Source organism: Streptomyces sp. TP-A0356, assembly GCF_001417775.1.
Lineage (GTDB): Bacteria > Actinomycetota > Actinomycetes > Streptomycetales > Streptomycetaceae > Streptomyces.
The window spans coordinates 94889-114842 of record NZ_BBZJ01000025.1; the positions used below are offsets into that span (position 1 = coordinate 94889).

The 19954-nt window shown below is 71.5% G+C and carries 19 protein-coding genes and 1 pseudogene; 12 read left to right on the forward strand and 8 right to left on the reverse strand.

Annotation, left to right across the window (positions count from 1 at the left end; translation table 11 throughout):
* Positions 1-99: 99 nt before the first annotated feature.
* Positions 100-1260 (reverse strand): glutathione-independent formaldehyde dehydrogenase, encoded by a 1161-nt coding sequence (locus ASC56_RS26790; protein ID WP_055494124.1) that lies wholly within the window; start codon positions 1258-1260, stop codon positions 100-102.
* A gap of 533 nt (positions 1261-1793) precedes the next feature.
* Between ASC56_RS26790 and ligD the strand changes: the two genes are divergently transcribed.
* The 3 genes from ligD (at position 1794) to ASC56_RS26805 (ending at position 5206) form a co-directional block, all read left to right on the forward strand.
* Positions 1794-2822 carry a non-homologous end-joining DNA ligase gene (gene ligD / locus ASC56_RS26795; RefSeq protein ID WP_055494125.1) on the forward strand — a complete coding sequence of 343 codons (1029 nt, stop codon included), beginning with the start codon at positions 1794-1796 and terminating at the stop codon, positions 2820-2822.
* A 141-nt stretch (positions 2823-2963) separates the two neighbouring features.
* Positions 2964-3920: a multicopper oxidase domain-containing protein gene (locus ASC56_RS26800; RefSeq protein ID WP_055494126.1), complete on the forward strand. Its 957-nt coding sequence runs from the start codon at positions 2964-2966 to the stop codon at positions 3918-3920.
* A gap of 230 nt (positions 3921-4150) precedes the next feature.
* Positions 4151-5206, forward strand: a complete 1056-nt coding sequence (locus ASC56_RS26805) for a LacI family DNA-binding transcriptional regulator (protein WP_055494127.1) — start codon at positions 4151-4153, stop codon at positions 5204-5206.
* 19 nt (positions 5207-5225) lie between these two features.
* Here the strand turns inward: ASC56_RS26805 and ASC56_RS26810 are convergent, their stop codons facing one another.
* Both ASC56_RS26810 and ASC56_RS26815 read right to left on the reverse strand, forming a co-directional pair.
* Entirely contained in the window at positions 5226-6446 is a 1221-nt protein-coding gene (locus tag ASC56_RS26810) for a glycoside hydrolase family 64 protein (RefSeq protein WP_055494128.1), read from the reverse strand.
* Between the two features lie 259 nt (positions 6447-6705).
* Entirely contained in the window at positions 6706-7503 is a 798-nt protein-coding gene (locus ASC56_RS26815; RefSeq protein ID WP_055494129.1) for a VOC family protein, read from the reverse strand.
* 270 nt (positions 7504-7773) lie between these two features.
* Between ASC56_RS26815 and ASC56_RS26820 the strand changes: the two genes are divergently transcribed.
* Together ASC56_RS26820 and ASC56_RS26825 are read left to right on the forward strand one after the other, a co-directional pair.
* Positions 7774-8025, forward strand: coding sequence for a WhiB family transcriptional regulator (locus ASC56_RS26820; RefSeq protein WP_055494130.1), 252 nt, complete (start codon positions 7774-7776; stop codon positions 8023-8025).
* A gap of 204 nt (positions 8026-8229) precedes the next feature.
* Positions 8230-8445 (forward strand): hypothetical protein, encoded by a 216-nt coding sequence (locus ASC56_RS26825; RefSeq protein ID WP_055494131.1) that lies wholly within the window; start codon positions 8230-8232, stop codon positions 8443-8445.
* A gap of 375 nt (positions 8446-8820) precedes the next feature.
* Here the strand turns inward: ASC56_RS26825 and ASC56_RS26830 are convergent, their stop codons facing one another.
* The 3 genes from ASC56_RS26830 to ASC56_RS26840 all read right to left on the reverse strand — a co-directional run bounded on the left by ASC56_RS26830 (position 8821) and on the right by ASC56_RS26840 (position 12775).
* Positions 8821-9810 (reverse strand): acyl-ACP desaturase, encoded by a 990-nt coding sequence (locus ASC56_RS26830; protein WP_055494132.1) that lies wholly within the window; start codon positions 9808-9810, stop codon positions 8821-8823.
* Between the two features lie 239 nt (positions 9811-10049).
* Positions 10050-10826 (reverse strand): dimethylargininase, encoded by a 777-nt coding sequence (ddaH, locus tag ASC56_RS26835; RefSeq protein WP_055494133.1) that lies wholly within the window; start codon positions 10824-10826, stop codon positions 10050-10052.
* A 320-nt stretch (positions 10827-11146) separates the two neighbouring features.
* Positions 11147-12775, reverse strand: coding sequence for an ABC-F family ATP-binding cassette domain-containing protein (locus ASC56_RS26840; RefSeq protein ID WP_055494134.1), 1629 nt, complete (start codon positions 12773-12775; stop codon positions 11147-11149).
* Between the two features lie 350 nt (positions 12776-13125).
* Between ASC56_RS26840 and ASC56_RS26845 the strand changes: the two genes are divergently transcribed.
* Positions 13126-13800: a GPP34 family phosphoprotein gene (locus ASC56_RS26845; protein WP_055494135.1), complete on the forward strand. Its 675-nt coding sequence runs from the start codon at positions 13126-13128 to the stop codon at positions 13798-13800.
* A gap of 91 nt (positions 13801-13891) precedes the next feature.
* A pseudogene (locus ASC56_RS43180) lies at positions 13892-13969 on the forward strand (hypothetical protein); the annotation flags it as partial.
* A 215-nt stretch (positions 13970-14184) separates the two neighbouring features.
* Here ASC56_RS43180 and ASC56_RS26850 read toward each other — a convergent pair.
* The gene (locus tag ASC56_RS26850) at positions 14185-14601 is read right to left on the reverse strand and encodes an SsgA family sporulation/cell division regulator (protein WP_055494136.1); all 417 of its coding nucleotides are present in this window, start codon (positions 14599-14601) and stop codon (positions 14185-14187) included.
* A gap of 283 nt (positions 14602-14884) precedes the next feature.
* Between ASC56_RS26850 and ASC56_RS26855 the strand changes: the two genes are divergently transcribed.
* The 4 genes from ASC56_RS26855 (at position 14885) to mmpA (ending at position 17314) form a co-directional block, all read left to right on the forward strand.
* Positions 14885-15964 (forward strand): YCF48-related protein, encoded by a 1080-nt coding sequence (locus ASC56_RS26855; protein WP_079102732.1) that lies wholly within the window; start codon positions 14885-14887, stop codon positions 15962-15964.
* A 64-nt stretch (positions 15965-16028) separates the two neighbouring features.
* Positions 16029-16355 carry a hypothetical protein gene (locus ASC56_RS26860; RefSeq protein WP_055494137.1) on the forward strand — a complete coding sequence of 109 codons (327 nt, stop codon included), beginning with the start codon at positions 16029-16031 and terminating at the stop codon, positions 16353-16355.
* Between the two features lie 34 nt (positions 16356-16389).
* Positions 16390-17103, forward strand: a complete 714-nt coding sequence (locus ASC56_RS26865) for an endonuclease V (protein WP_055494138.1) — start codon at positions 16390-16392, stop codon at positions 17101-17103.
* Positions 17104-17167: 64 nt separating this feature from the next.
* A complete protein-coding gene (gene mmpA / locus ASC56_RS41290) occupies positions 17168-17314 on the forward strand; it encodes a morphogenic membrane protein MmpA (protein ID WP_199836076.1) in 147 nt (48 codons plus the stop codon).
* Between the two features lie 49 nt (positions 17315-17363).
* Here mmpA and ASC56_RS26870 read toward each other — a convergent pair whose 3' ends face one another.
* Positions 17364-18539, reverse strand: coding sequence for a trans-acting enoyl reductase family protein (locus tag ASC56_RS26870; RefSeq protein ID WP_055494139.1), 1176 nt, complete (start codon positions 18537-18539; stop codon positions 17364-17366).
* Between the two features lie 207 nt (positions 18540-18746).
* On the opposite strand from ASC56_RS26870, the gene ASC56_RS26875 reads away from it, so the two are divergent.
* Positions 18747-19883, forward strand: a complete 1137-nt coding sequence (locus ASC56_RS26875; RefSeq protein ID WP_055494140.1) for a CaiB/BaiF CoA-transferase family protein — start codon at positions 18747-18749, stop codon at positions 19881-19883.
* Positions 19884-19954 lie beyond the last annotated feature (71 nt).

Consider the following 19954-nt stretch of genomic DNA (forward strand, 5'->3'; position numbering starts at 1 on the left):
CCTGTCGAGTGCGCCGGTGAAGCCCAGGTCAGGGCGTGGCGAGCGCAGTCCCTCACCCACCCGCGGAGACGGCTGAGGGACTGCGGCCGCCGGGTGCCCTCAGCGCCGGCCGTTGGGATGCAGCACGACCTTGGTCCAGCCCTCGTCCCGCGCGTCGAAGTGCTCGTAGCCGGTGGGGGCCTCGTCCAGGGGCAGTTCGTGGGAGACGACGAAGCTCGGCTTGGCCTTGCCGCCGGCGATCAGGTCCCGCAGGAGGCGGTTGTACCTCTTCACCGGCGCCTGCCCGGTGCCCATCCTCTGCCCCTTGAACCACATCAGGCCGAAGTCGATCGGTATCTTGCCCTGTGCCTCCAGCTCGTTCTGCGCTTCGGCGCCGCCCGGGTCCTCGGGCAGGAACAGGCCCACCACGCCGATCTCACCCGTGAACCTGACCGAGTCGATCAGGCCGTTGAGGGTGATGCTGGCGTCCTCGTGTCCCTGGGCGTCGTGCGCCTGGTAGCCGACGCACTCACAGCCGTTGTCGGCGCCGAGGCCGAGGGTGGACTCCTTGACGACCTCCGCCGGGTTCTGCTCGGCCATGTTGATCGGGATCGCACCGATCCGCTCGGCAAGGCGCAGCCGGTCCGGCTGGTGGTCGGCGACCCAGACGCGGCTGGCGCCACGGAGGATGGCGGAGTACGCCGCCATCAGGCCGACCGGGCCGGCTCCGAAGATGATCGTCTGGTCGCCGGGCTTGACCCCGGCCATCTCTGTGGCGTGGTAGCCGGTGGGGAAGATGTCGGCGAGCATCACGTAGTCGGTCTGGCGCTCCGGGGCGTCCTCACCCAGGCGCAGCGCGTTGAAGTCGCCGTACGGAACGCGCAGGAACTCCGCCTGACCGCCCTGGTAGGGGCCCATGTCGGCGAATCCGAAGGCGGCTCCGGCCAGCGACGGCACGGGCTGCATGGTGAGGCAGTAATTGGTGAAGCCCCGCTCGCACTGCTTGCAGAAGCCGCAGGCGATGTTGAACGGCAGAACCACCCAGTCGCCGACCTTGACCTTGCTGACCGCCGACCCCACTTCGACGACCTGTCCGAAGTTCTCGTGCCCCAGGGTGCGGCCGGGCTCCATCGAGGTACGTCCTTCGTACATGTGCAGGTCGGAGCCGCAGATGTTGGTCGTGGTGATCTTGACGATGATGTCGCAGGGATGCTCGATCCGTGCGTCCGGAACGTTCTCCACCTCTATCGTCCGCGGTCCTTCGTATACGGCTGCCTTCATGATCACTCCTTTGGAGCCGGCCGCATGGGGGGATACTGCGGCACGGCGGTCAGATGGGGGCTGGGCGCCTGTTCTCGAAATCCCCGCGCCAGGACAGTCCGCGGAAGGCTCCGGCAGCGCAGCGAGCGTGCGTGCCAGGCGCCGCGAGCCGGGCGCCCATATTGTTCGGAGCTCTGAGGGCCGTTCACGCGGTTCGGATGCGAGGGAACCGCCGACCGCCGACAGAAGACCGGGCGCCGCGACGGGGCTTCCTCCGAGTCCCCATCGGCCGCCACCGCAAAACAGGGGCGCGCTGCGGCCCGCCGCAGCGGCCGTGCGAGGTGTGGCCGGGCGTGGTGTGGCCGGGCGTGGTGTGGCCGGGCGTGGTGTGGCCGGGCGTGGTGTGGCCGGGCGTGGTGTGGCCGGGCGTGGTGTGGCCGGGCGTGGTGCCAAGGGCCACCTCCGCCCGGCCGGAGGGGAGGCCTGCTCCGGTCCTGTGGCACGGGCGATCCGCCCGTGTGCGAGGTCCGGCCCGGGCGCCTACCGTGGCTCGCATGGGCGCTGCGGTGGAGCTGGAGGTGGAGGGCAGGACGGTACGGCTGTCCAGCCCCGACAGGGTCTTCTTCCCCGAGCGCGGCTTCACCAAGCTGGACCTGGCGCGGTACTACCTGGCCGTCGGCCCCGGCATCCTGCGCGCCCTGCACAACCGGCCCACCACCCTGGAGCGCTATCCGGAGGGCGTGACCGGCGAGTCCTTCTTCCAGAAGCGGGCGCCCAAGAACATGCCCGACTGGATCCCCACCGCCCACATCACCTTCCCGAGCGGTCGCAGCGCCGACGAGATGTCCCCGACCGAGGTCGCCGCCGTCGTCTGGGCCGCGCAGTACGGCACGCTCACCTTCCACCCGTGGCCGGTGCGCCGTGACGACGTCGACCACCCCGACGAACTCCGTATCGACCTCGACCCACAGCCCGGCACCGACTACGCCGACGCGGTGCGCGCCGCCCATGAACTGCGCGCCGTACTCGACGAGTTCGGCGGGCTGCGCGGCTGGCCCAAGACCTCCGGCGGCCGGGGACTGCACGTCTTCGTCCCCATCCAACCCAGCTGGACCTTCACCCAGGTGCGGCGCGCCGCGATCGCCGTCGGGCGGGAACTGGAGCGCCGGATGCCCGAGCACGTGACCACCGCCTGGTGGAAGGAGGAGCGGGGCGAGAAGATCTTCGTCGACTACAACCAGACCGCCCGCGACCGCACCGTCGCCTCCGCCTACTCCGTACGCCCGCAGCCGCACGCCCCCGTGTCCGCGCCGCTGCGCTGGGAGGAGGTCGGGGTCGCGGTGCCCCGCGACTTCGATCTGGCGACCATGCCCCGCCGGTTCGCCGAACTGGGTGACGTCCACGCGGACATGGACGACCACGCCTTCTCCCTCGAGCCGCTCCTCGAACTCGCCCGGCGCGACGAACACGACCACGGCCTCGGCGATCTGCCCTATCCGCCGGAGTACCCGAAGATGCCGGGCGAACCGAAGCGGGTGCAGCCGAGCCGCGCCCGACGCGAGAGGAAGCCGAACGGTTCCTAGGAGTCACTTCGCCCGTGATGCGATCGAAATACAACGAAATTGACCGGTGGTGGGCTTAAAATCCCTTCATGCCGCTACCGTCCCTCTTGTTCGTTCGAGCGGCTCGTCTCCGTGAGTTCCGTACAGGATGGGGAAGCCGGCATGGACAGACGCAGCTTCAACCGACGGATGCTGGTGGGCGGTGCGGCCGTCGCGACATCGTTGTCCCAGGCTCCGGAGGCCGCGGATGCCGCCGGAGCGGTCGGAGGACGGGTGAGAAGAGCGCCCGCCGGCGGCCGGGTCAGACATCTCAGGCTGTACGCCGAGAGGCTCCCCGGCGGACGAACGGGCTACGGCCTCGCGAGGGGGAAGGCGACCATTCCGGGCCCCCTGATCGAGCTCATCGAGGGCGACACCCTGCACGTCGAGCTGGTGAACACCCTGGACGTCGCGGCCGGCCTGCATGTGCACGGTCTGGACTACGACATCGCCAACGACGGGACGAGGGTGACCAGGAGCGCCGTGAAGCCGGGCGGCACGCGCCTGTACACCTGGCGCACCCACGCTCCCGCCCTGCGCGCGGACGGCACCTGGCGGGAGGGCAGCGCGGGCTACTGGCACTACCACGACCATGTCATCGGCACGGAACACGGCACGGGCGGCGTCCGCAGGGGTCTGTACGGGCCGGTGGTCGTACGCCGCGCGGGCGACATCCTCCCCGACAGGACCATCACGGTCGTGTTCAACGACATGAAGATCAACAATCAGCTGGGGCACGCCGGACCGGACTTCGAGGCGACGGTCGGGGACCGTGTCGAGTTCGTGATGATCACGCACGGCAATGAGTACCACACGTTCCATCTGCACGGTCACCGCTGGGCGGACAACCGCACGGGACTCGTCACCGGTGCCCACGACCCCAGCCCGGTGATCGACAACAGGATCGTGGGTCCGGGCGACTCCTTCGGCTTCCAGGTGATCGCGGGTGAGTCCGGCGGTGCGGGGGCGTGGATGTACCACTGCCATGTGCAGCGCCACGCCGACCGGGGAATGGCCGGCTGGTTCCTCGTGAAGCGACCGGACGGAACCATTCCCGCACACGAGCCGCACCGGCATTAGAGCTCCGAACCAAAGGGGAGTCCGATCAGCGAGCGTGCGTGCCAGGCGCCGCGAGCCGGGAGCCCATCTTGTTCGGAGCTCTTGGTCCTCCGCTGCCCGCGGGCGAGGTGCGGGTCGCGATACGCGCCGGACCGGGCGCGCGCACCCGGCGTCACACGGCCGTGAGCGCTCTCAGGACGATGGACGACGCGGGCTATCCTGATCGGCAGCCGCCGAGGAGGAGCCCCGAAGTGACCGAGACCGCGCCACGTCCCACACTGGAGGCCGTGGCTGCCCGGGCCGGTGTCTCGCGGGCCACCGTCTCCCGGGTCGTCAACGGGGGTGACGGCGTGCGTGAGCCCCTCGTGGAGCGGGTGCGCCGAGCCGTGGAGGAACTCGGCTATGTGCCGAACCAGGCCGCGCGCAGTCTGGTGACCAAGCGGCACGACGCGGTCGCCGTCGTGATCGCCGAACCCGAGACCCGGGTCTTCGCCGACCCCTTCTTCGCCCTTCAACTGCGCGGCATCAGCAAGGAGCTGACGCTCCATGACTCCCAGCTCGTGCTGCTGCTGACGGAGGGGCGCGCCGACCACGCCCGGGTCGGCCGCTATCTCGCCGGAGGCCATGTCGATGGCGCGCTCGTCTTCTCGCTGCACCTCGACGACCCGCTGCCGGAACTGGTGCAGCGCGCCAGGATGCCCACGGTGTTCGGCGGGCGGCCGGGCTGGAGTGACGGCACGCGCAACGCCGTCTACGTCGACAGCGACAACCGCGGCGGGGCACGCGAGGCCGTACGCCATCTCATGGGTCTCGGCCGCCGCCGCGTCGCGCACATCACCGGTCCCCTCGACCAGACGTCCGCCGTGGACCGGCTCGACGGGTTCCGGGACGTCATGGTCGATGTCGACCCGCGTCTCATCGCCGAAGGTGACTTCACCCCGGGCGGCGGCGAACGAGCGATGCGGGTGCTGCTGGAGCGCTGTCCGGATCTGGACGCGGTGTTCGCCGCCAACGACCTGACCGCCTCCGGCGCCCTGCGGGTGCTGCGCGCGCAGGGCCGCCGGGTGCCCGACGACGTCGCCGTCATCGGTTTCGACGACATGCTGCCGGTCGCCGAGCAGACCGACCCTTCCCTGACGACGGTCCGTCAGGACATCGAGGAGATGGGAAGGTTGATGGCCCGGCTGCTGCTGCGCGCCGTCGACCGGCGGGGCGCGGGGCCGGATGAGGACGAGGCGCCCGGTGTGGGGGACAGGCTGTCCAGCGTGGTGCTGCCGACGACGTTGGTGCGGCGCGATTCCGCGTAGCGGGTGCGGCGCGGGCGGGTCAGGAACCGACCGTCACCGTGAAGCGCCTCGGGTTTCCGTCGTACGCCGCTCCGGACACGTCCGGCTGGCCGTCCGGGCATACGTCGTCGTAGGGGAAGGCGTACCCGATGGGAGAGTTCGCGTGCACGATCCGCGCCCAGTGGTTGGTCACGTCGCCCTGGTAGTAGTCGGCGCTGGTCAGGCCGTTCGGCTGGGCGGGGTGGGTGAGCATGAGCGAGCGGTTGAAGCCGGCGGCGAGACGGGCGAGCAGGCCCTTCTTGTCGTCGGGGTCGCCCGGGTTGTTCGCGAACGGGCCGTGGTTGCAGGTGAAGACGTCCTTCGAGGTGGGCCTGGGGAAGGTGTGGCCGCCGGTGAAGGTGAGCGTGTCACCGTTGACCCGGCCGGTGAACACGCCCCGGCCGCCCTGGAGATCGATCCGCAGATCGGTTCCCCGGTACTTCTCCCAGACCTGGTCGACATAGGCGGTCCACAGGTCACGGAACGGCATCCTGTCGGGCTGGTCGAAGTACGGCGCCATCACGTTCTGCGGGGAGACGACCCGCAGGACCTTCCCGCCTGAGCCGTGGACCACTAGTCGGTCCCAGGGCTGTCCGTCCCTGGCGGCCTGGGCCGTCAGGTCCGAGGCGATCCGGTCCACCGCGCCGTCGGGGAGCGGTGCCACCGTGTGTGTGGTGTCGCCCTCCAGGGTCAGACCGATCGGAAGCGCGGTGACCAGGTCGACATAGCTGATGTTCGCGTACAACTGGCTTGAGTTGAAGGTGAACTCGCAGAACGACCATGTCTTCCCGTAATTGGGATCCGCGGATGTGGCGAACGCCGGCTCGACCAGGGCCGGGCCCGGGTTCAGGAAGAAGTCGAGGGTGTCGTCGCGGACGAAGTAGATTCGCGCGCCGTACATCTGAGGCAGCGTCAGTACCCTGGGCGAGGAACCCGCGGGGCCCAGCGGAATGGCACAGTCGACCGGCAGCGGCGTCTGTGGCGCGGAGGGTGTGCCGGGTCGGTAGACGCTGCCGTCGGCTCGCAGCAGCATCAAGACACCCGTCGACTGCTCGCGTCCGGTGACGTACGCCCGGACGGTGCCCGGCAACGAGGCATTGCGCAGGGCGAGTTCGCAGGTGGCGGGGGCCGCCTGGGCGGTGCCTGGGCTCAGGGCGGTGGCCCAGGCGGGGGAGGTGGCGGCCGCGGCGGCAGCGGTCAGAAACACTCGGCGCGATATCACGAGGAGTCTCCTGGGGTGTGGGGGGAGCGCAGGGACGCAGGCGTGGGGGGTGCGTCCCTGCGGTGATTCCACTGTTCCCAGGGAAGGTTGAGGCGTCAAGGGTTATGACTGAGAGCGCTCTCGAAATCACTCTGCCTTCAAGAAGTGATGACAGGGGATGTCTGCGCTCCGGGGGCGGGAAGGAGGCGTCAAGGACGAGGAAGGGCGCGGGGTGCCGGGACTGAACCCGGCCCCGCGCCCTTGGACCGCCTCGGTCGCGTCAGCTCTGCGGCGGCTGCTGTGCGCTCTTGATCACCGCGAACCGTGCTCCGTACGGGTCGGCGAGGCGGGCGATGCGGCCCACCCCTTCGATGTCCGTCGCGGGCACCCGGACCGTGCCGCCGAGGTCCTGTGCCTTGCTCACCGTGGCGTCCGTGTCCGTGACCTCGAAGTACGGCAGCCAGTATGCGCCGGACCCCTCGTCCGCGGGATCGTCGGCGAGCGGGACGAGTCCGCCGAACATGGCGTCCTCGCCCGCGCCTTCGGGGTTGATGCAGGTGTAGGTGCCGCCGGGGAAGGGCACGCCCTGCGTCTCCCATCCGAGCACCTGGTGGTAGAACGCGGCGGCGCGGGCGATGTCCGCGGTGTGCAACTCGACCCAGCACAGCGAGCCGGGGTCACCGGCTACCTCCAGGCCCTTGGTCCGGCCGGGCTGCCAGATGCCGAAGGACGCTCCGGCCGGATCGGCGAGGAGGGCCATGTGGCCCTCGCCCATGACGTCCATGGGTCGCATGAGCACCCCGCCGCCGGCCTGTTCGGCCGCCTTGGCGGTGGCCTCCGCGTCGGGGCTCTGGAAGTAGATGGTCCAGGACGGCGATCCCTGCTCGGGGGCGGTCTGCATACCACCCGCGACGGTCTTGCCGGAGAGCTGGAAGAAGCCGTAGCCCCCGGCGTCGGGGCCCGCCGACCGGAACTGCCAGCCGAAGAGACCGCCGTAGAAGGCGATGGCGCCGTCGATGTCGGGCGTACCGACATCCAGCCAGTTGGGTGCGCCGTTGACGAAACGGGTGGTGAGCATGACTGCCCCCTTCGAGGTTTCCCGTTGCCTGCATTGCCGAGTCTTGCATCGCTCACTGACACACGCCGCCGGTGTGACGCGATGGGCCCGAGTGACGGCCGTCGGCCGTGGAGTCCGGGCTCGTGCCGGACTCCACCGCGCGCCGCCGTGCGTGGCCACGCCCGGCGGCCCCATCATCAAGGGCCGCACGACATCAAGGGCCGCGCTGTCGGGCCCGCCGTTGATGACGCGTTGATCGAACGTTTTTCGCCGCCCGGCACCATCTCGCCCATGCACATCGAAGCGATGACTGCGTCCGACATCGCCTGGCAGGAGCAGGCGCTGTGCGCGCAGACGGGGACCGACTTCTTCTTCCCCGAGCCGGGAAGCTCGGTGCGGGAGGCGAAGCGTATCTGCGGGCTGTGCGAGAGCCGCTCGGCATGTCTCGAATACGCGCTCGACAACGACGAGCGGTTCGGGGTCTGGGGCGGGCTGTCCGAGAAGGAGCGCCTGCATCTGCGGCGGACGGAGGGAGGCCGATGAGGGGCGGCGGACCCCTTCACCGGCGCTGGGCCCGCGTCAAGGCCGGTCGTGGACGGCATCGATGTGTCGACAAGGCGTCTTGCGGACATGGCCGGGTGCCGCCGGCGTCACCCGTGTCCGGTACCTGAGCGGGTACGAGGGCGGGTCGTGGTGGGTCCCGTGCGTCCGGATGCGCCACCAGGCGTGCGGGACGATGCTGGAGACATGTCCGGACGGGCTCCTGTCATCGTTCATCCACCGTCGGGCACGGGCGGTCGTCGGGTGACCGCGCGCGGGGAGATCCTGGGGATGGCGTTCTCCGACGAGGACGTGATCGAGTTCCTCGGCAGGGCCGGACTGCCCGACGCCGAGGACCTGCTCGACGATCCGTCGTGGGTGAAGTGGCGCGGCGCGGATCCGCACCACTACGAGGCCGCGTAGGAGACACGGCACCGTCGCGCGACGGGCCGGGTGCGCGGCGGCGTCGGCGTGTCCGCGTGGCTGCCCGACGGCCTCTCGACGTGCGGTGCGCCGGCCCCGGCCCCGGCCTCGGCGCGGGCGCGGTCCGGGGGCGCGGCTCCCGGCACAGGGTCCGGGGATCGGCGGCTCCCGGCACAGGCCCGACACGACCCGTACGGGCGTCCTGTACGGCCCCGGCCGACGGAGCGCGCGGCGATCGCCGCCGAGCCTGTGCGGGCCCGTGCGCCGGTCCGCCCCAGGCCGATCAGTACGCCCGCACCGCCGCCGACAGGCACAACGACCGCGCGCGCCCATGCCGGTGAAGCAGCCTCATGCCGGTGCCGTGGGCGGCGCCCGTCAGGCCCGCGCCGGCTGCGCCCCGTCCCGTGCCGCCATCCGCGCCCTGCGGGCCGCCAGCTTCTCGTCGAACTTCGTGGCCTCGGCGTCCAGCCCGCCCATGAACAGGCCCAGTTCCTCCTGGGCCCGGAGCCCCTCCGGGCCCAGACCGTCGATCTCCATGATCTTCAGGAAGCGCAGCACCGGCTGCAGCACGTCGTCGTGGTGGATGCGCAGGTTGTAGACCTCGCCGATCGCCATCTGGGCGGCGGCCCGCTCGAAGCCGGGGATGCCGTGGCCGGGCATGCGGAAGTTCACCACGACATCCCGGACCGCCTGCATGGTCAGGTCGGGCGCGATCTCGAACGCGGCCTTCAGCAGGTTCCGGTAGAAGACCATGTGGAGGTTCTCGTCGGTGGCGATGCGCGCCAGCATCCGGTCGCAGACCGGGTCGCCGGACTGGTGGCCGGTGTTGCGGTGCGAGATGCGGGTGGCCAGCTCCTGGAAGGCCACGTACGCGACGGAGTGCAGCATCGAGTGCCGGTTGTCCGACTCGAAGCCCTCGCTCATGTGCGCCATGCGGAATCGTTCAAGCTTGTCGGGGTCGACCGCGCGCGACGCGAGCAGATAGTCGCGCATCACGATGCCGTGCCGGCCCTCCTCGGCGGTCCACCGGTGCACCCAGGTGCCCCAGGCGCCGTCGCGGCCGAAGAGCGTGGCGATCTCATGGTGGTAGCTGGGGAGGTTGTCCTCCGTCAGCAGGTTCACGACCAGCGCGATCCGGCCGATCTCGGTGACCTTGGACTGCTCCTTGTCCCAGGCCACGCCGTCCTCGAACAAGCCGGGGAAGTTGCGGCCGTCGCCCCAGGGCACGTACTCGTGCGGCATCCAGTCCTTGGCGATCTTCAGATGCCGGTTCAGCTCGGTCTCGACGACTTCTTCCAGTGCGTGGAGCAGCCGGGCGTCGGTCCAGACGGAGGGGCTGCCGAGGTGGGGGGAAGTGATCGTCACGAGAACTCCAGGGAGACGGCGAGGTACAGCGCGCGGACCGGCGAGCGGTGCCGGAACCTACGGGATCGTAGGCTACGAGGCCGTAGGTTACGAAGCCGTAGGTTAAGTGTGCTGTAAAGAGGGCTGCTCAGCCGGTGTCCTCACGGGTCGTCAGAAGCGGCTCGCATCCGTCGCCGGGGATGACGAAGACCCCGGTCCCCAATGGTCCACGAGGCCGCGCGGACGGTCCGTACAGCCGGTCAGTCATACAGCTCCCGCATGCGCACCGAGAGACATGTCACACAGCCCTCGAGCTTCTCGAACTCGCTGATGTCCACCAGGACCGGTTCGTGTCCGAGGTCGGCGAGCAGCTCCGCCGTCTTCGGGGCGCTGGCCGCCATGAGCAGCTTGCCGCCGCCGAGCAGCACGACGTGCGAGCCCGACTCCTCCGGCACCGGCAGAAAGCGCGGGAACAGTGCCGGCTTGTCCACCAGCGGCACATGGCCGATGACCGTGCCGTCGGGCAGCGCGGTGACGGCCGACTTCAGATGCAGGACCCGGGTGACCGGTACGAAGACCACACGGGCGCCCAGTGGTTCGAAGACCGCGCGCAGCTGCTGGACGGCGGCCCTGTTCGTGCGTCCGCTGCGGCCGACGTAGATCGTGTCGTCGATCTTCAGGATGTCGCCGCCGTCGAGGGTGCCCGGCTCCCAGATCCAGTTCACCGAACAGCCGAGCCGGGCCACGGCCTCCTCGACGCCCGGGGTCTCCCCGCGCCGGGACTCGGCGCCGGGCCGGGCGATCAGCGCCACGTTCCTGTACATCACCACGGTGTCCTCGACGAACACCGAGTCCGGACAGTCGTCGGCCGGGTCCACCTCGACCGTCTCCCAGCCGTGCGTACGCAACGCCTCCGCATACGCCTGCCACTGCTCGACCGCGAGATCGACGTCCACCTTCTCCCGCTCGATGTGCGTGACCAGCCCCTCGGCCAGACGGGGGCTCGGGCGGCGGATGAGGGCCTTCTTGCTGGGCACGTGCGCAACTCCGTCTCGGCTGAGGGTGTCGCCCGCCATCATGCAGGGCCGGACCACGGGGACAAAGCCCCGGGTGACGGCCGTGGCCCGCCCGGTGCGCCGGACGGGCCACGACGTGCGACCGAGCGAGGACGCTTCTGACGGATCTCCGCGGCGTCGCGGCGTCCGGCGCGCGCCCCCAGCCTTCGGCCGGGAGGTGCCGCCGCTCGCCGCATCGCGCGAGAGCCCACGTCGCGCCGCTACGAGGACTTCCGCGCGGCATGCCGAGAGCCCGCACCGGACGCCGCTCCCTGTCCCACGGAGATCCGTCAGAAGCGCCCCTAGGCCGGGAACCCGAGGTCCTCCGGTGTGGTCTCCCTGAGCTCTCCGTCGAGCAGAAGCCAGCGTGTGACCCCGATCGAGTCCAGGAACGGCACGTCGTGGCCCGCCACGATCAGCGCGCCCTCGTAGGACTCCAGTGCCGTGGTGAGCTGCCGGACGCTCGCCATGTCGAGGTTGTTCGTCGGCTCGTCGAGCATCAGCAGCTGCGGCGCGGGCTCGGCGAGCATCAGCGCCGCCAGCGTGGCGCGGAAGCGCTCGCCGCCCGACAGGGTCCCGGCCCGCTGGTCGGCCCGCGCGCCACGGAACAGGAAGCGGGCCAGGCGCGCCCGGATCCGGTTGTTGGTGGCGCCGGGGGCGAACCGGGCCACGTTCTCGGCGACCGTCAGCCCGTCGTCGAGGACGTCCAGCCGCTGTGGCAGGAAACGCAGCGGCACGTGCGCCGTCGCCTCGCCCGACACCGGCTGCAGCTCACCGGCGATCGTGCGCAGCAGTGTGGTCTTGCCCGCCCCGTTGCGTCCGATCAGCGCGATCCGCTCCGGACCGTGCAGGTCGAGGCCGCCCGCCACGCGGGCGCCGCAGGCCAGTTCCAGGTCCCGCAGGGTCAGCACGGACCGCCCCGGCGGCACCGCCGTGTACGGCAGGTCGACGCGGATCTCGTCGTCGTCCCGCACCGCCTCGACCGCCTCGTCGAGCCGCTCCCTCGCCTCGGCGAGCTTCTCCTCGTGCATGATGCGATGCTTGCCGGCGGACTCCTGCGCCGCCCGCTTGCGCGCACCCATGACGATCTTCGGTTCGCGCTTGGTGTCCCACATCTTCTGGCCGTACCGCTTGCGGCGGGCCAACTTGACCTGGGCGTCGGCCAGTTCGCGCTTCTGCTTGCGGAGGTCGGCCTCGGCGACGCGCACCATGCGTTCCGCCGCCTCCTGCTCGACGGCCAGCGCCTCCTCGTACGCCGTGAAGTTGCCGCCGAACCAGGTGATCTCCCCGGAGCGCAGATCCGCGATCTGGTCGACCAGATCCAGCAGTTCTCGGTCGTGGCTGACCACGACCATGACTCCCGACCATGCCTCCACGGCCGCGTACAGGCGCCGGCGCGCGTACAGATCGAGGTTGTTGGTGGGCTCGTCGAGCAGCAGTACGTCCGGACGGCGCAGCAGCAGCGCGGCCAGCCGCAGCAGGACGGACTCGCCGCCGGAGACCTCGCCGATGGTGCGGTCGAGCCCGATCCGGCCGAGCCCGAGTTCGCCGAGCATCGCCTCGGCGCGCTCCTCCACGTCCCAGTCGTCGCCGACGGCCGTGAAGTGCTCCTCGGCCACGTCGCCCGCCTCGATGGCGTGCAGAGCGACGCGCTTCGCCGCGATGCCGAGCGCCTCGTCGACCCGCAGGGCGGTGTCGAGGGTGACGTTCTGCGGCAGGTATCCGATCTCGCCGGCGACGCGTACGGTGCCGCCGGACGGAGCGAGTTCACCGGCGATCAGCTTCAACAGGGTGGACTTCCCCGATCCGTTGGCACCGATGAGCCCGGTCCTGCCCGAACCGAACGCGACCTGAAGGTCGTCGAAGACGCGGGTGCCGTCGGGCCAGGAGAAGGACAGGGACGTACAGGTGATGGAAGGGGTCTGTGACATACGGGCCTCACGGGTGCTCGGGACGGGTGGGGGCGACACGTGTGAGACACCGCACCGGGACGAGGGTCCGTGAACAGGGAGAGAGTCCCGCATCGGAGGACGGCTCGTACGCCGAGGTCGCACGCGACGCACACAGACGCGGACAGCGCTGTGTGACGCGGTGTCTCAGGACCTCAGACGAGCAACGTCCTTCTCCGATCGACGGCAACAAGACCGCTGTACACCGTAAGAGAGGGGTTGGGCGGTGTCAACGAATTAACGCGGAGGTGCGGGGTACTTGACCGCTGCCCGATCCCGCGACCGCCCGCAGGCCGGTGCCGCACCTGTCCTACCGTGCGCAAGGAGGCCCCGTGCCCGACGGTTCCACTTCGCTGCCCGCCCGGCTCTATCTGCTGGCCTGGGACACCACCAGGCTCAGACTCACCGGGGAGACCCAGCTCGCCCACCTGGTGCGGGCAGGGGCCCTCACCGAGCTGGCGCAGCGAGGACTGCTCAGCGACGTGGACGGCATCGCCACCCCGGCGGACCTCGACGCCCGCACCCGCGACCTCGCTCTCGACGGCCTCCTGGAACTCGTCGAGGAGTCCCGGCCCCGCCCCTGGAAGACCTGGGTGACCCTGCACGCCGGCGTCACCCTCGACGCCGTCCGCGCCCAACTCGCCGCCGACGGTCTGCTGCGCGCCGGCAGGAAGAGGGTGCTCGGGCTCTTCCCTTCCCTCGAGTACGAGCTGGAGGGCGTCCAGGTGGTGGAGACACTGCAGCGGCGGGCGCGCCAGGTGCTCGTGGGCCCGGTACCCGTCACGGAGGTCTCCGACCGCGACGCGGCCCTCGTGGCCCTGGCCGCCGCGGCCGAACTGCGCACCGTGGTGACCGCGGCGGACCGCAAGCGCCACAAGGAGCGCATCCAGGCGCTGACCGATCGCAGCGGCGCCGCCGCCCCCGCGCTGAAGAGGGTCGTCCACGAGGTGCGCACGGCGATGGTCACGGCGGTCACGGCCGCGTCGACGATGGGCGCGGGCACCTGACGAACGCCTGGAGCCCGGCCAGTGCCCGGCTCGTCGAGGAGGCCGGCGCGGTGGCCGTCGCTTCGTGCCCGCAGTCGTCGACCCGGTGACCGTGAAGGCGCTCGCGGAGGGCATCGAGGGTCCGCTGAACGTGATGGCCGGCCCCGGTGCGCCCACCGTCGGCGCCCCGGCCTCCCTCGGTGTCGCCCGGATCGCCGTCGGGTCGGGCATCGCGCGGGCCGTTCACGGCTGGTCCGCCGCGCCGCGCGGGAACTGCTGGACGAGGGGACGTACGGGGCACTGGCCGACCGGCTCGACCACGGGGAGCTCAACACCGTGCGGGTGGCCGTCGTCAGTCCCTTCGAGGGGAGGTCCGGCTGCCGAACGGTCGCCCCTGGGGCGCGTTCAGCACGCGTCGCGCATCAGCTCCGCCAGGTCGTGGTCCAGGTCCACCTGGAGATGCTCCCCGCCGACCGGCACCAGTTCCGTGGTCCGCTGCAGGAAGCGCCGGACCTCGCTGGAGTGGACGTGCACCACGGCGGTGCCCTCCGGGGCGTGGAACTCCAGGACGGTGCGGTCGTAGCCGTACGGCCGTACCCGGACGTCACCGTGGCCCTCGGGGCCTTCCAGGCCGGCCGTGAGGAGCTCGCGGGCGAAGGTCCAGCACACCTCGACGCCTTCCAGGGTGGCCGGCGCGGGGAAGGTCATGCGAACGGCGAACGGGTCGCGCCGGTCGTAGTGGAGCGTGGCCGGAATGCTCGGCATCCGCGGCGCGGCGGCGACGAGACGGGCCTCCACGGGCTGCTCGATGACGGTGGACAACGCCTGGCTCCCTTGTGACGGCTGAACGGACTTCGGGCGGATGAGGCACGGCACTTGAAGAGACGATGGAATCGGCCATTCCGTGCACATGAATTGCGAGTGACCTCTGTCACCGGGTCCATGCCACCGAGGCCATCCCAGGAGAGATCCATTGCTGCGTCCCGCGGTCTTCGGGACACCTGAGAGGACATCTGAGAGGACACCGGGTACGGGCGTGCGGTTCCGGGCGGGGGCATCTGGACGGCACCGGGGGAGTGGGCTAGCTTCGCGCGCCATGACGGGCATGGGGAACACGAGACGTACGGGCCGGACGCTGGCCGTGGGACTGTGCGCGGTGGCGCTCGCCGCGCTGTCGGCTGCGCCCGCGCAGGCGCACCGGGCGCAGCGGCCGGTACCGCACTGGCAGCTCCAGGACAGCGGCACGGACGTACGCTTCCGCGGCCTCTCGGCGGTCAGCCGGGACACCGCCTGGCTGGCCGGATCCAAGGGGACCGTACTGCGTACCACCGACGGCGGCGCGCACTGGCGGAACGTCTCCCCGGCGGCCTCCGCGGACCTGGAGTTCCGTGACGTGGAGGCGTTAGACGCCCGGCACGCGGTGGTCCTTGCCATCGGCGAGGGCCAGGCCTCCCGGGTGTTGCGCACCGACGACGGGGGCGCGACCTGGACGGAGGCGTTCCGGAACACCGACGCCAAGGCCTTCTACGACTGCCTCACCTTCTTCGACCGCCGTCACGGCCTCGCCGTGAGCGACCCGGTCGACGGAAGGTTCCGCGTCCTGTCCACCAGCGACGGCGGCCGCTCCTGGACGGTGCTGCCCAGCGCCGGGATGCCCGCGGCCCAGGACGGCGAGGCCGGGTTCGCGGCCAGTGGCCAGTGCCTGGTGGCCTCGGGGCCGCACGACGTCTGGCTCGCCACGGGCGGCGGCGCACGCGCGCGCGTGCTGCACTCCGCCGACCGCGGGCTGACCTGGACGGCCGCCGACACGCCCGTTCCGGCGGGCGATCCGGCGCGCGGTGTCTTCGCGCTCGCCTTCCGGGACCGGACGCACGGTCTCGCGGTCGGCGGAGACTACCGCGCCGACCGGCCGTCCCCGCGGGCGGCGGCGGTGACCCGGGACGGCGGCCACACGTGGACGCCCGCCGCGAAGCCCCCGCCCGCCTACCGCTCCGGTGTCACCTGGCTCCCGCACAGCCGCGTCGCCGCACTCGCCGTCGGCCCGACCGGCACCGACCTCACCACGGACGGCGGCCGCACCTGGCAGACCCTCGACAACGGCTCGTACGACACCGTGGACTGCGCCCCGGACCTCGGCTGCTGGGCCTCGGGTGAGAAGGGGCGGGTGGCGCGCCTGGAACCCTGACGGTGATCCCGGGCGAAAACGGGTACTCGTCAACGACCCTCACCCCGGAAGGAAGTGACCCGTCATGCCACGCGGCTCCAGCCCCAAGCGGGAGCGTCAGTACGAACACATCGAGGAGAGCGCGCGCGACCGCGGTGAGAGCCCGCAGCGCGCCAAGGAGATCGCGGCACGGACCGTCAACAAGGAGCGCGCCCGCTCCGGCGAGTCCAGGACCGCGAGCCGTACGTCCACCCAGGACATGTCGTCCGGCAAGCGCGGCGGACAGCGCTCGGGCGGCGGCTCCCAGGGACCCACGTACGACCAGCTGTACGAGGAGGCGAAGCGGCGCAACATCCGCGGCCGTTCGGACATGAACAAGGGGGAGCTGCAGCGCGCGCTGGGCAAGAGGTGACGGCAGCCCGCGGGGTCGTACGCTCGTCACCACCATGACGACCGTACCCATTCCCGCGGGCTGGCCCGCGACCGAAGAAGAAGCCCTCGCCGTGCAGGACGAGTTGCGCGGGCGGCTGATCCTCGACGAGCCGGGGCCCCCGCCCGGCCGGGGCCCCGTCACCGGGGTCGACGTCGCCTACGACGACGAGCGCGGCGTGGTCGCGGCGGCGGCCGTCGTCCTGGACGCCGCCACGCTCGCCGTGCTCGCCGAGGCCACCGCGATCGGCGAGGTCTCCTTCCCGTATGTGCCCGGCCTGCTCGCCTTCCGTGAGATCCCCACGGTCCTGGCCGCCCTGGACGCACTGGGCCGCGACCCCGGCGTGGTGGTCTGCGACGGCTACGGCCTCGCCCACCCGCGCCGCTTCGGGCTCGCCGGCCACCTCGGCGTCCTCACGGGGCTGCCCACGATCGGTGTGGCCAAGAACCCCTTCACCTTCACCTACGAGGAGCCGGGCGCCGAGCGCGGCAGCACGAGCCCGCTCCTCGCAGGCGCCGACGAGGTCGGCCGGGCCCTGCGCACACAGGCGGGCGTGAAGCCGGTGTTCGTCTCCGTGGGACACCGGGTCGACCTGGCCAGCGCCTGCGCCCACACCCTCGCGCTCACCCCCGAGTACCGCATCCCCGAGTCCACTCGGCGCGCCGACGCCCTGTGCCGACAGGCCCTGAAGGAGGCCCTGGGCCCAGGCCGGGCGGGCACGCCGCACTGACCGAGTACGGGAACTGAGTACCCGTACGGATGTACGGCATCATCCTGCTCGGCAGGCTGGGCCCATGACGACACACCGTTCCCCCAAGCCCACCGGCCACTCCGCCCAGCCCGTCGAACGCACCGTGACGGCCGCCCTCCTGCTCGCCCTGGTCGCCGGGCTCGCCTGGATCGGCGGGATGATCTACACCGTCCTCGGGTGGCCGCTGTAGAGCCGGGTCCAGGGGTGGCCCCGGACCGTTGCCGTCAGATCCGGGACGGCTACCGCAGTGCCGCCACCCGGAAGTCGATGCCCGCCGCGCGGAGGCGGTCGATGAGGGCGTCGCCCATCGCCTCCACCGTGGTGACCTGGCCGGACGTGCGGGGCAGGTCGTCCAGGGCGAGGCTCAGGGCCGACTCGGCGAAGATCTTCGCCGTCTCCCCGTAGCCCGGGTCGCCGCCCGTGACCTCGGTGAAGACGCGCCGACCGCCGCCCTCGCCCACGAACCGCACCGAGAACCAGCTCTTCGCCCGCTTCTCGGCGCTCGGCCCCTGCCCGGGGCTGATCCGGCCCGACAGCCACCGCCGTGCGGGCGGCACCTGGGCGGCCGCGATCAACGCGCCGACCGCCGCGACCCCGCCCAGGGCGAACGGCAGGGTTTCGACCGCCGCGTAGTGCCGGTAGCGGAAGTCGGGTCCGTACCGCTCCAGGGCGCGCGCCGACCGGCGCACCACCTGCGCGTCGATGGTGGGCAGCGGCAGGGCCCACGCCCCGACCTCCTTGGCGAACCGCGGGGCGCCGAGCGGCGCCTGCGCGCGTCGCCCCAGCAGCCGCGGCTCGTGGCGGCCGCGGTCCCGGGCCGCGGCCAGCAGCCGCGGCCCGCGCGCCATCTGGCCGAGCGCGGAGGCGAAGGTCCCGCCCGAGATCATGCCCTGCGCGCGGACGTAGCCGTCGACCGTCAGCGGCACGCCCTCGGGGAGCTGCCGCACGGTGAAGTACGCCCCCAGGTCGTGCGGAACCGAGTCGAAGCCGCAGGCGTGCACCAGGCGCGCCCCCGTCTCCCGCGCGCGTGCGTCGTGCCGCACGTACATGAGGTCGACGAACTCCGTCTCGCCGGACAGGTCGAGGTAGTCCGTGCCCGCGTCGGCGCAGGCCGCCACCAGTTCCTCGCCGTACTCCAGATAGGGGCCGACCGTCGTGGCCAGCACGCGCGCGTGCCCGGCGAGTTCGCGCAGCGACTCGGGATCCGATACATCCGCCTGGAGTACCGCGGGCGCGGAAGTGCCGGCGAGACGTTCCCGCAGTCGCTCCAGCTTCCCGGCGCTCCGTCCCGCGACCGCCCAGCGCAGCCCCTGGGGCGCACGCGCGGCGAGGTATTCCGCGGTGAGCGTGCCCACGAAGCCGGTGGCTCCGAACAGCACGATGTCGTATGCGCGATCCGCCGTCTGCCTGCTCATGACACCTCTCTGCCCGCGCCCTTGTCGGTGGCTGAGGCTAGCGTGAGGTACGAGCGGTCGTACGAGGAGGTCGGGCGGTCGGCGGAACGGCGCCGCTGGACGTCCGAAATTTGACTAAGCGCTTGCTCGTGCGGGTATTGCCCGGACTGCAACACGTTCTTAACATCACTGGTGTCACATCAGTGATGTCACAGAGCTGGGGGCTTGATGGCAGTGGCAAGGACGCCGGGGCGCGGCCCCCTCGCCGGCGTGCGCGTCGTCGAGCTGGCGGGCATAGGGCCCGGCCCGTTCGCCGCGATGCTCCTTGCCGACCTCGGCGCCGACGTCGTCCGTGTGGACCGTCCGAACGGACCGGGGCTCGCGATCAATCCCGAGTACGACGTCACCAACCGCAACAAGCGCTCGGTGATCGTCGACCTGAAGGCCGAGGACGGTCCGGCCCGCCTCCTGGACCTGGTCGAACGCGCCGACATCCTCATCGAGGGCTACCGCCCGGGCGTGGCCGAACGCCTCGGCGTCGGCCCCGGGACCTGCCACACCCGCAACCCCCGGCTCGTCTACGGCCGGATGACCGGCTGGGGCCAGGAGGGCCCGCTCGCCCAGCGCGCCGGGCACGACATCGCGTACATCGCGCTCACCGGCACCCTCGGCATGATCGGCCAGGCGGACGCGCCACCCGCCATCCCCGCCAACCTCGTCGGTGACTACGCGGGCGGCTCGCTGTACCTGGTCGTCGGCGTCCTGGCCGCCCTCCACCACGCGCGCGAGACGGGCACCGGGCAGGTCGTGGACGCGGCGATCGTCGACGGCGCCGCCCATCTGACCTCGATGATCCACGGCATGCTCGCCGCAGGACGCTGGCAGGACCGCCGGGGCGCCAACCTCTTCGACGGCGGCTGCCCCTTCTACGGCACGTACGAGACGGCCGACGGCCAGTACATGGCGGTGGGCGCCCTCGAGCGGCAGTTCTACGAGGAGTTCATGGATCTGCTCGGCATCGGGAACCTGGCACCGGCCCGCGAGGACATCGCCCGCTGGGGCGAGCTGCGGGAGGCGGTCGTGGCCCGTTTCAAGACCCGCACACGCGACGAGTGGACCGCGCTCTTCGAGGGCTCCGACGCCTGTGTGGCCCCCGTCCTCTCCCTCCGCGAGGCCCCGGCACACCCCCACCTCGCCGCCCGGGGCACCTTCACCGACCACGGCGGGATCACCCAGCCTGCCCCCGCGCCCCGCTTCTCGGTCACCCATACGGCGGTACACGGCGGACCCGCACAGCCCGGTGCCGACACCGAGGAGGTCGCGCGCGACTGGGGGGTGCCCCGGCTCCTGGAGGAGGGCGGCTGATGGACCCCTCGATCCCCCTCGACCACGGCCCGGCCCCCGGCACGCGGCCCCATTCGGACCACCCACGGGCA

Excerpts from the sequence above, each read along its gene's own strand:
- ASC56_RS26790 (WP_055494124.1), bottom strand. The coding sequence starts at position 1,260 with ATGAAGGCAGCCGTATACGAAGGACCGCGGACGATAGAGGTGGAGAAC.
- ligD (WP_055494125.1), top strand. The coding sequence starts at position 1,794 with ATGGGCGCTGCGGTGGAGCTGGAGGTGGAGGGCAGGACGGTACGGCTG.
- ASC56_RS26800 (WP_055494126.1), top strand. The coding sequence starts at position 2,964 with ATGGACAGACGCAGCTTCAACCGACGGATGCTGGTGGGCGGTGCGGCC.
- ASC56_RS26815 (WP_055494129.1), bottom strand. The coding sequence starts at position 7,503 with ATGCTCACCACCCGTTTCGTCAACGGCGCACCCAACTGGCTGGATGTC.
- ASC56_RS26820 (WP_055494130.1), top strand. The coding sequence starts at position 7,774 with ATGCACATCGAAGCGATGACTGCGTCCGACATCGCCTGGCAGGAGCAG.
- ASC56_RS26825 (WP_055494131.1), top strand. The coding sequence starts at position 8,230 with ATGTCCGGACGGGCTCCTGTCATCGTTCATCCACCGTCGGGCACGGGC.
- ASC56_RS26840 (WP_055494134.1), bottom strand. The coding sequence starts at position 12,775 with ATGTCACAGACCCCTTCCATCACCTGTACGTCCCTGTCCTTCTCCTGG.
- ASC56_RS26855 (WP_079102732.1), top strand. The coding sequence starts at position 14,885 with ATGGGGAACACGAGACGTACGGGCCGGACGCTGGCCGTGGGACTGTGC.
- ASC56_RS26860 (WP_055494137.1), top strand. The coding sequence starts at position 16,029 with ATGCCACGCGGCTCCAGCCCCAAGCGGGAGCGTCAGTACGAACACATC.
- ASC56_RS26865 (WP_055494138.1), top strand. The coding sequence starts at position 16,390 with ATGACGACCGTACCCATTCCCGCGGGCTGGCCCGCGACCGAAGAAGAA.
- mmpA (WP_199836076.1), top strand. The coding sequence starts at position 17,168 with ATGACGACACACCGTTCCCCCAAGCCCACCGGCCACTCCGCCCAGCCC.
- ASC56_RS26870 (WP_055494139.1), bottom strand. The coding sequence starts at position 18,539 with ATGAGCAGGCAGACGGCGGATCGCGCATACGACATCGTGCTGTTCGGA.
- ASC56_RS26875 (WP_055494140.1), top strand. The coding sequence starts at position 18,747 with ATGGCAGTGGCAAGGACGCCGGGGCGCGGCCCCCTCGCCGGCGTGCGC.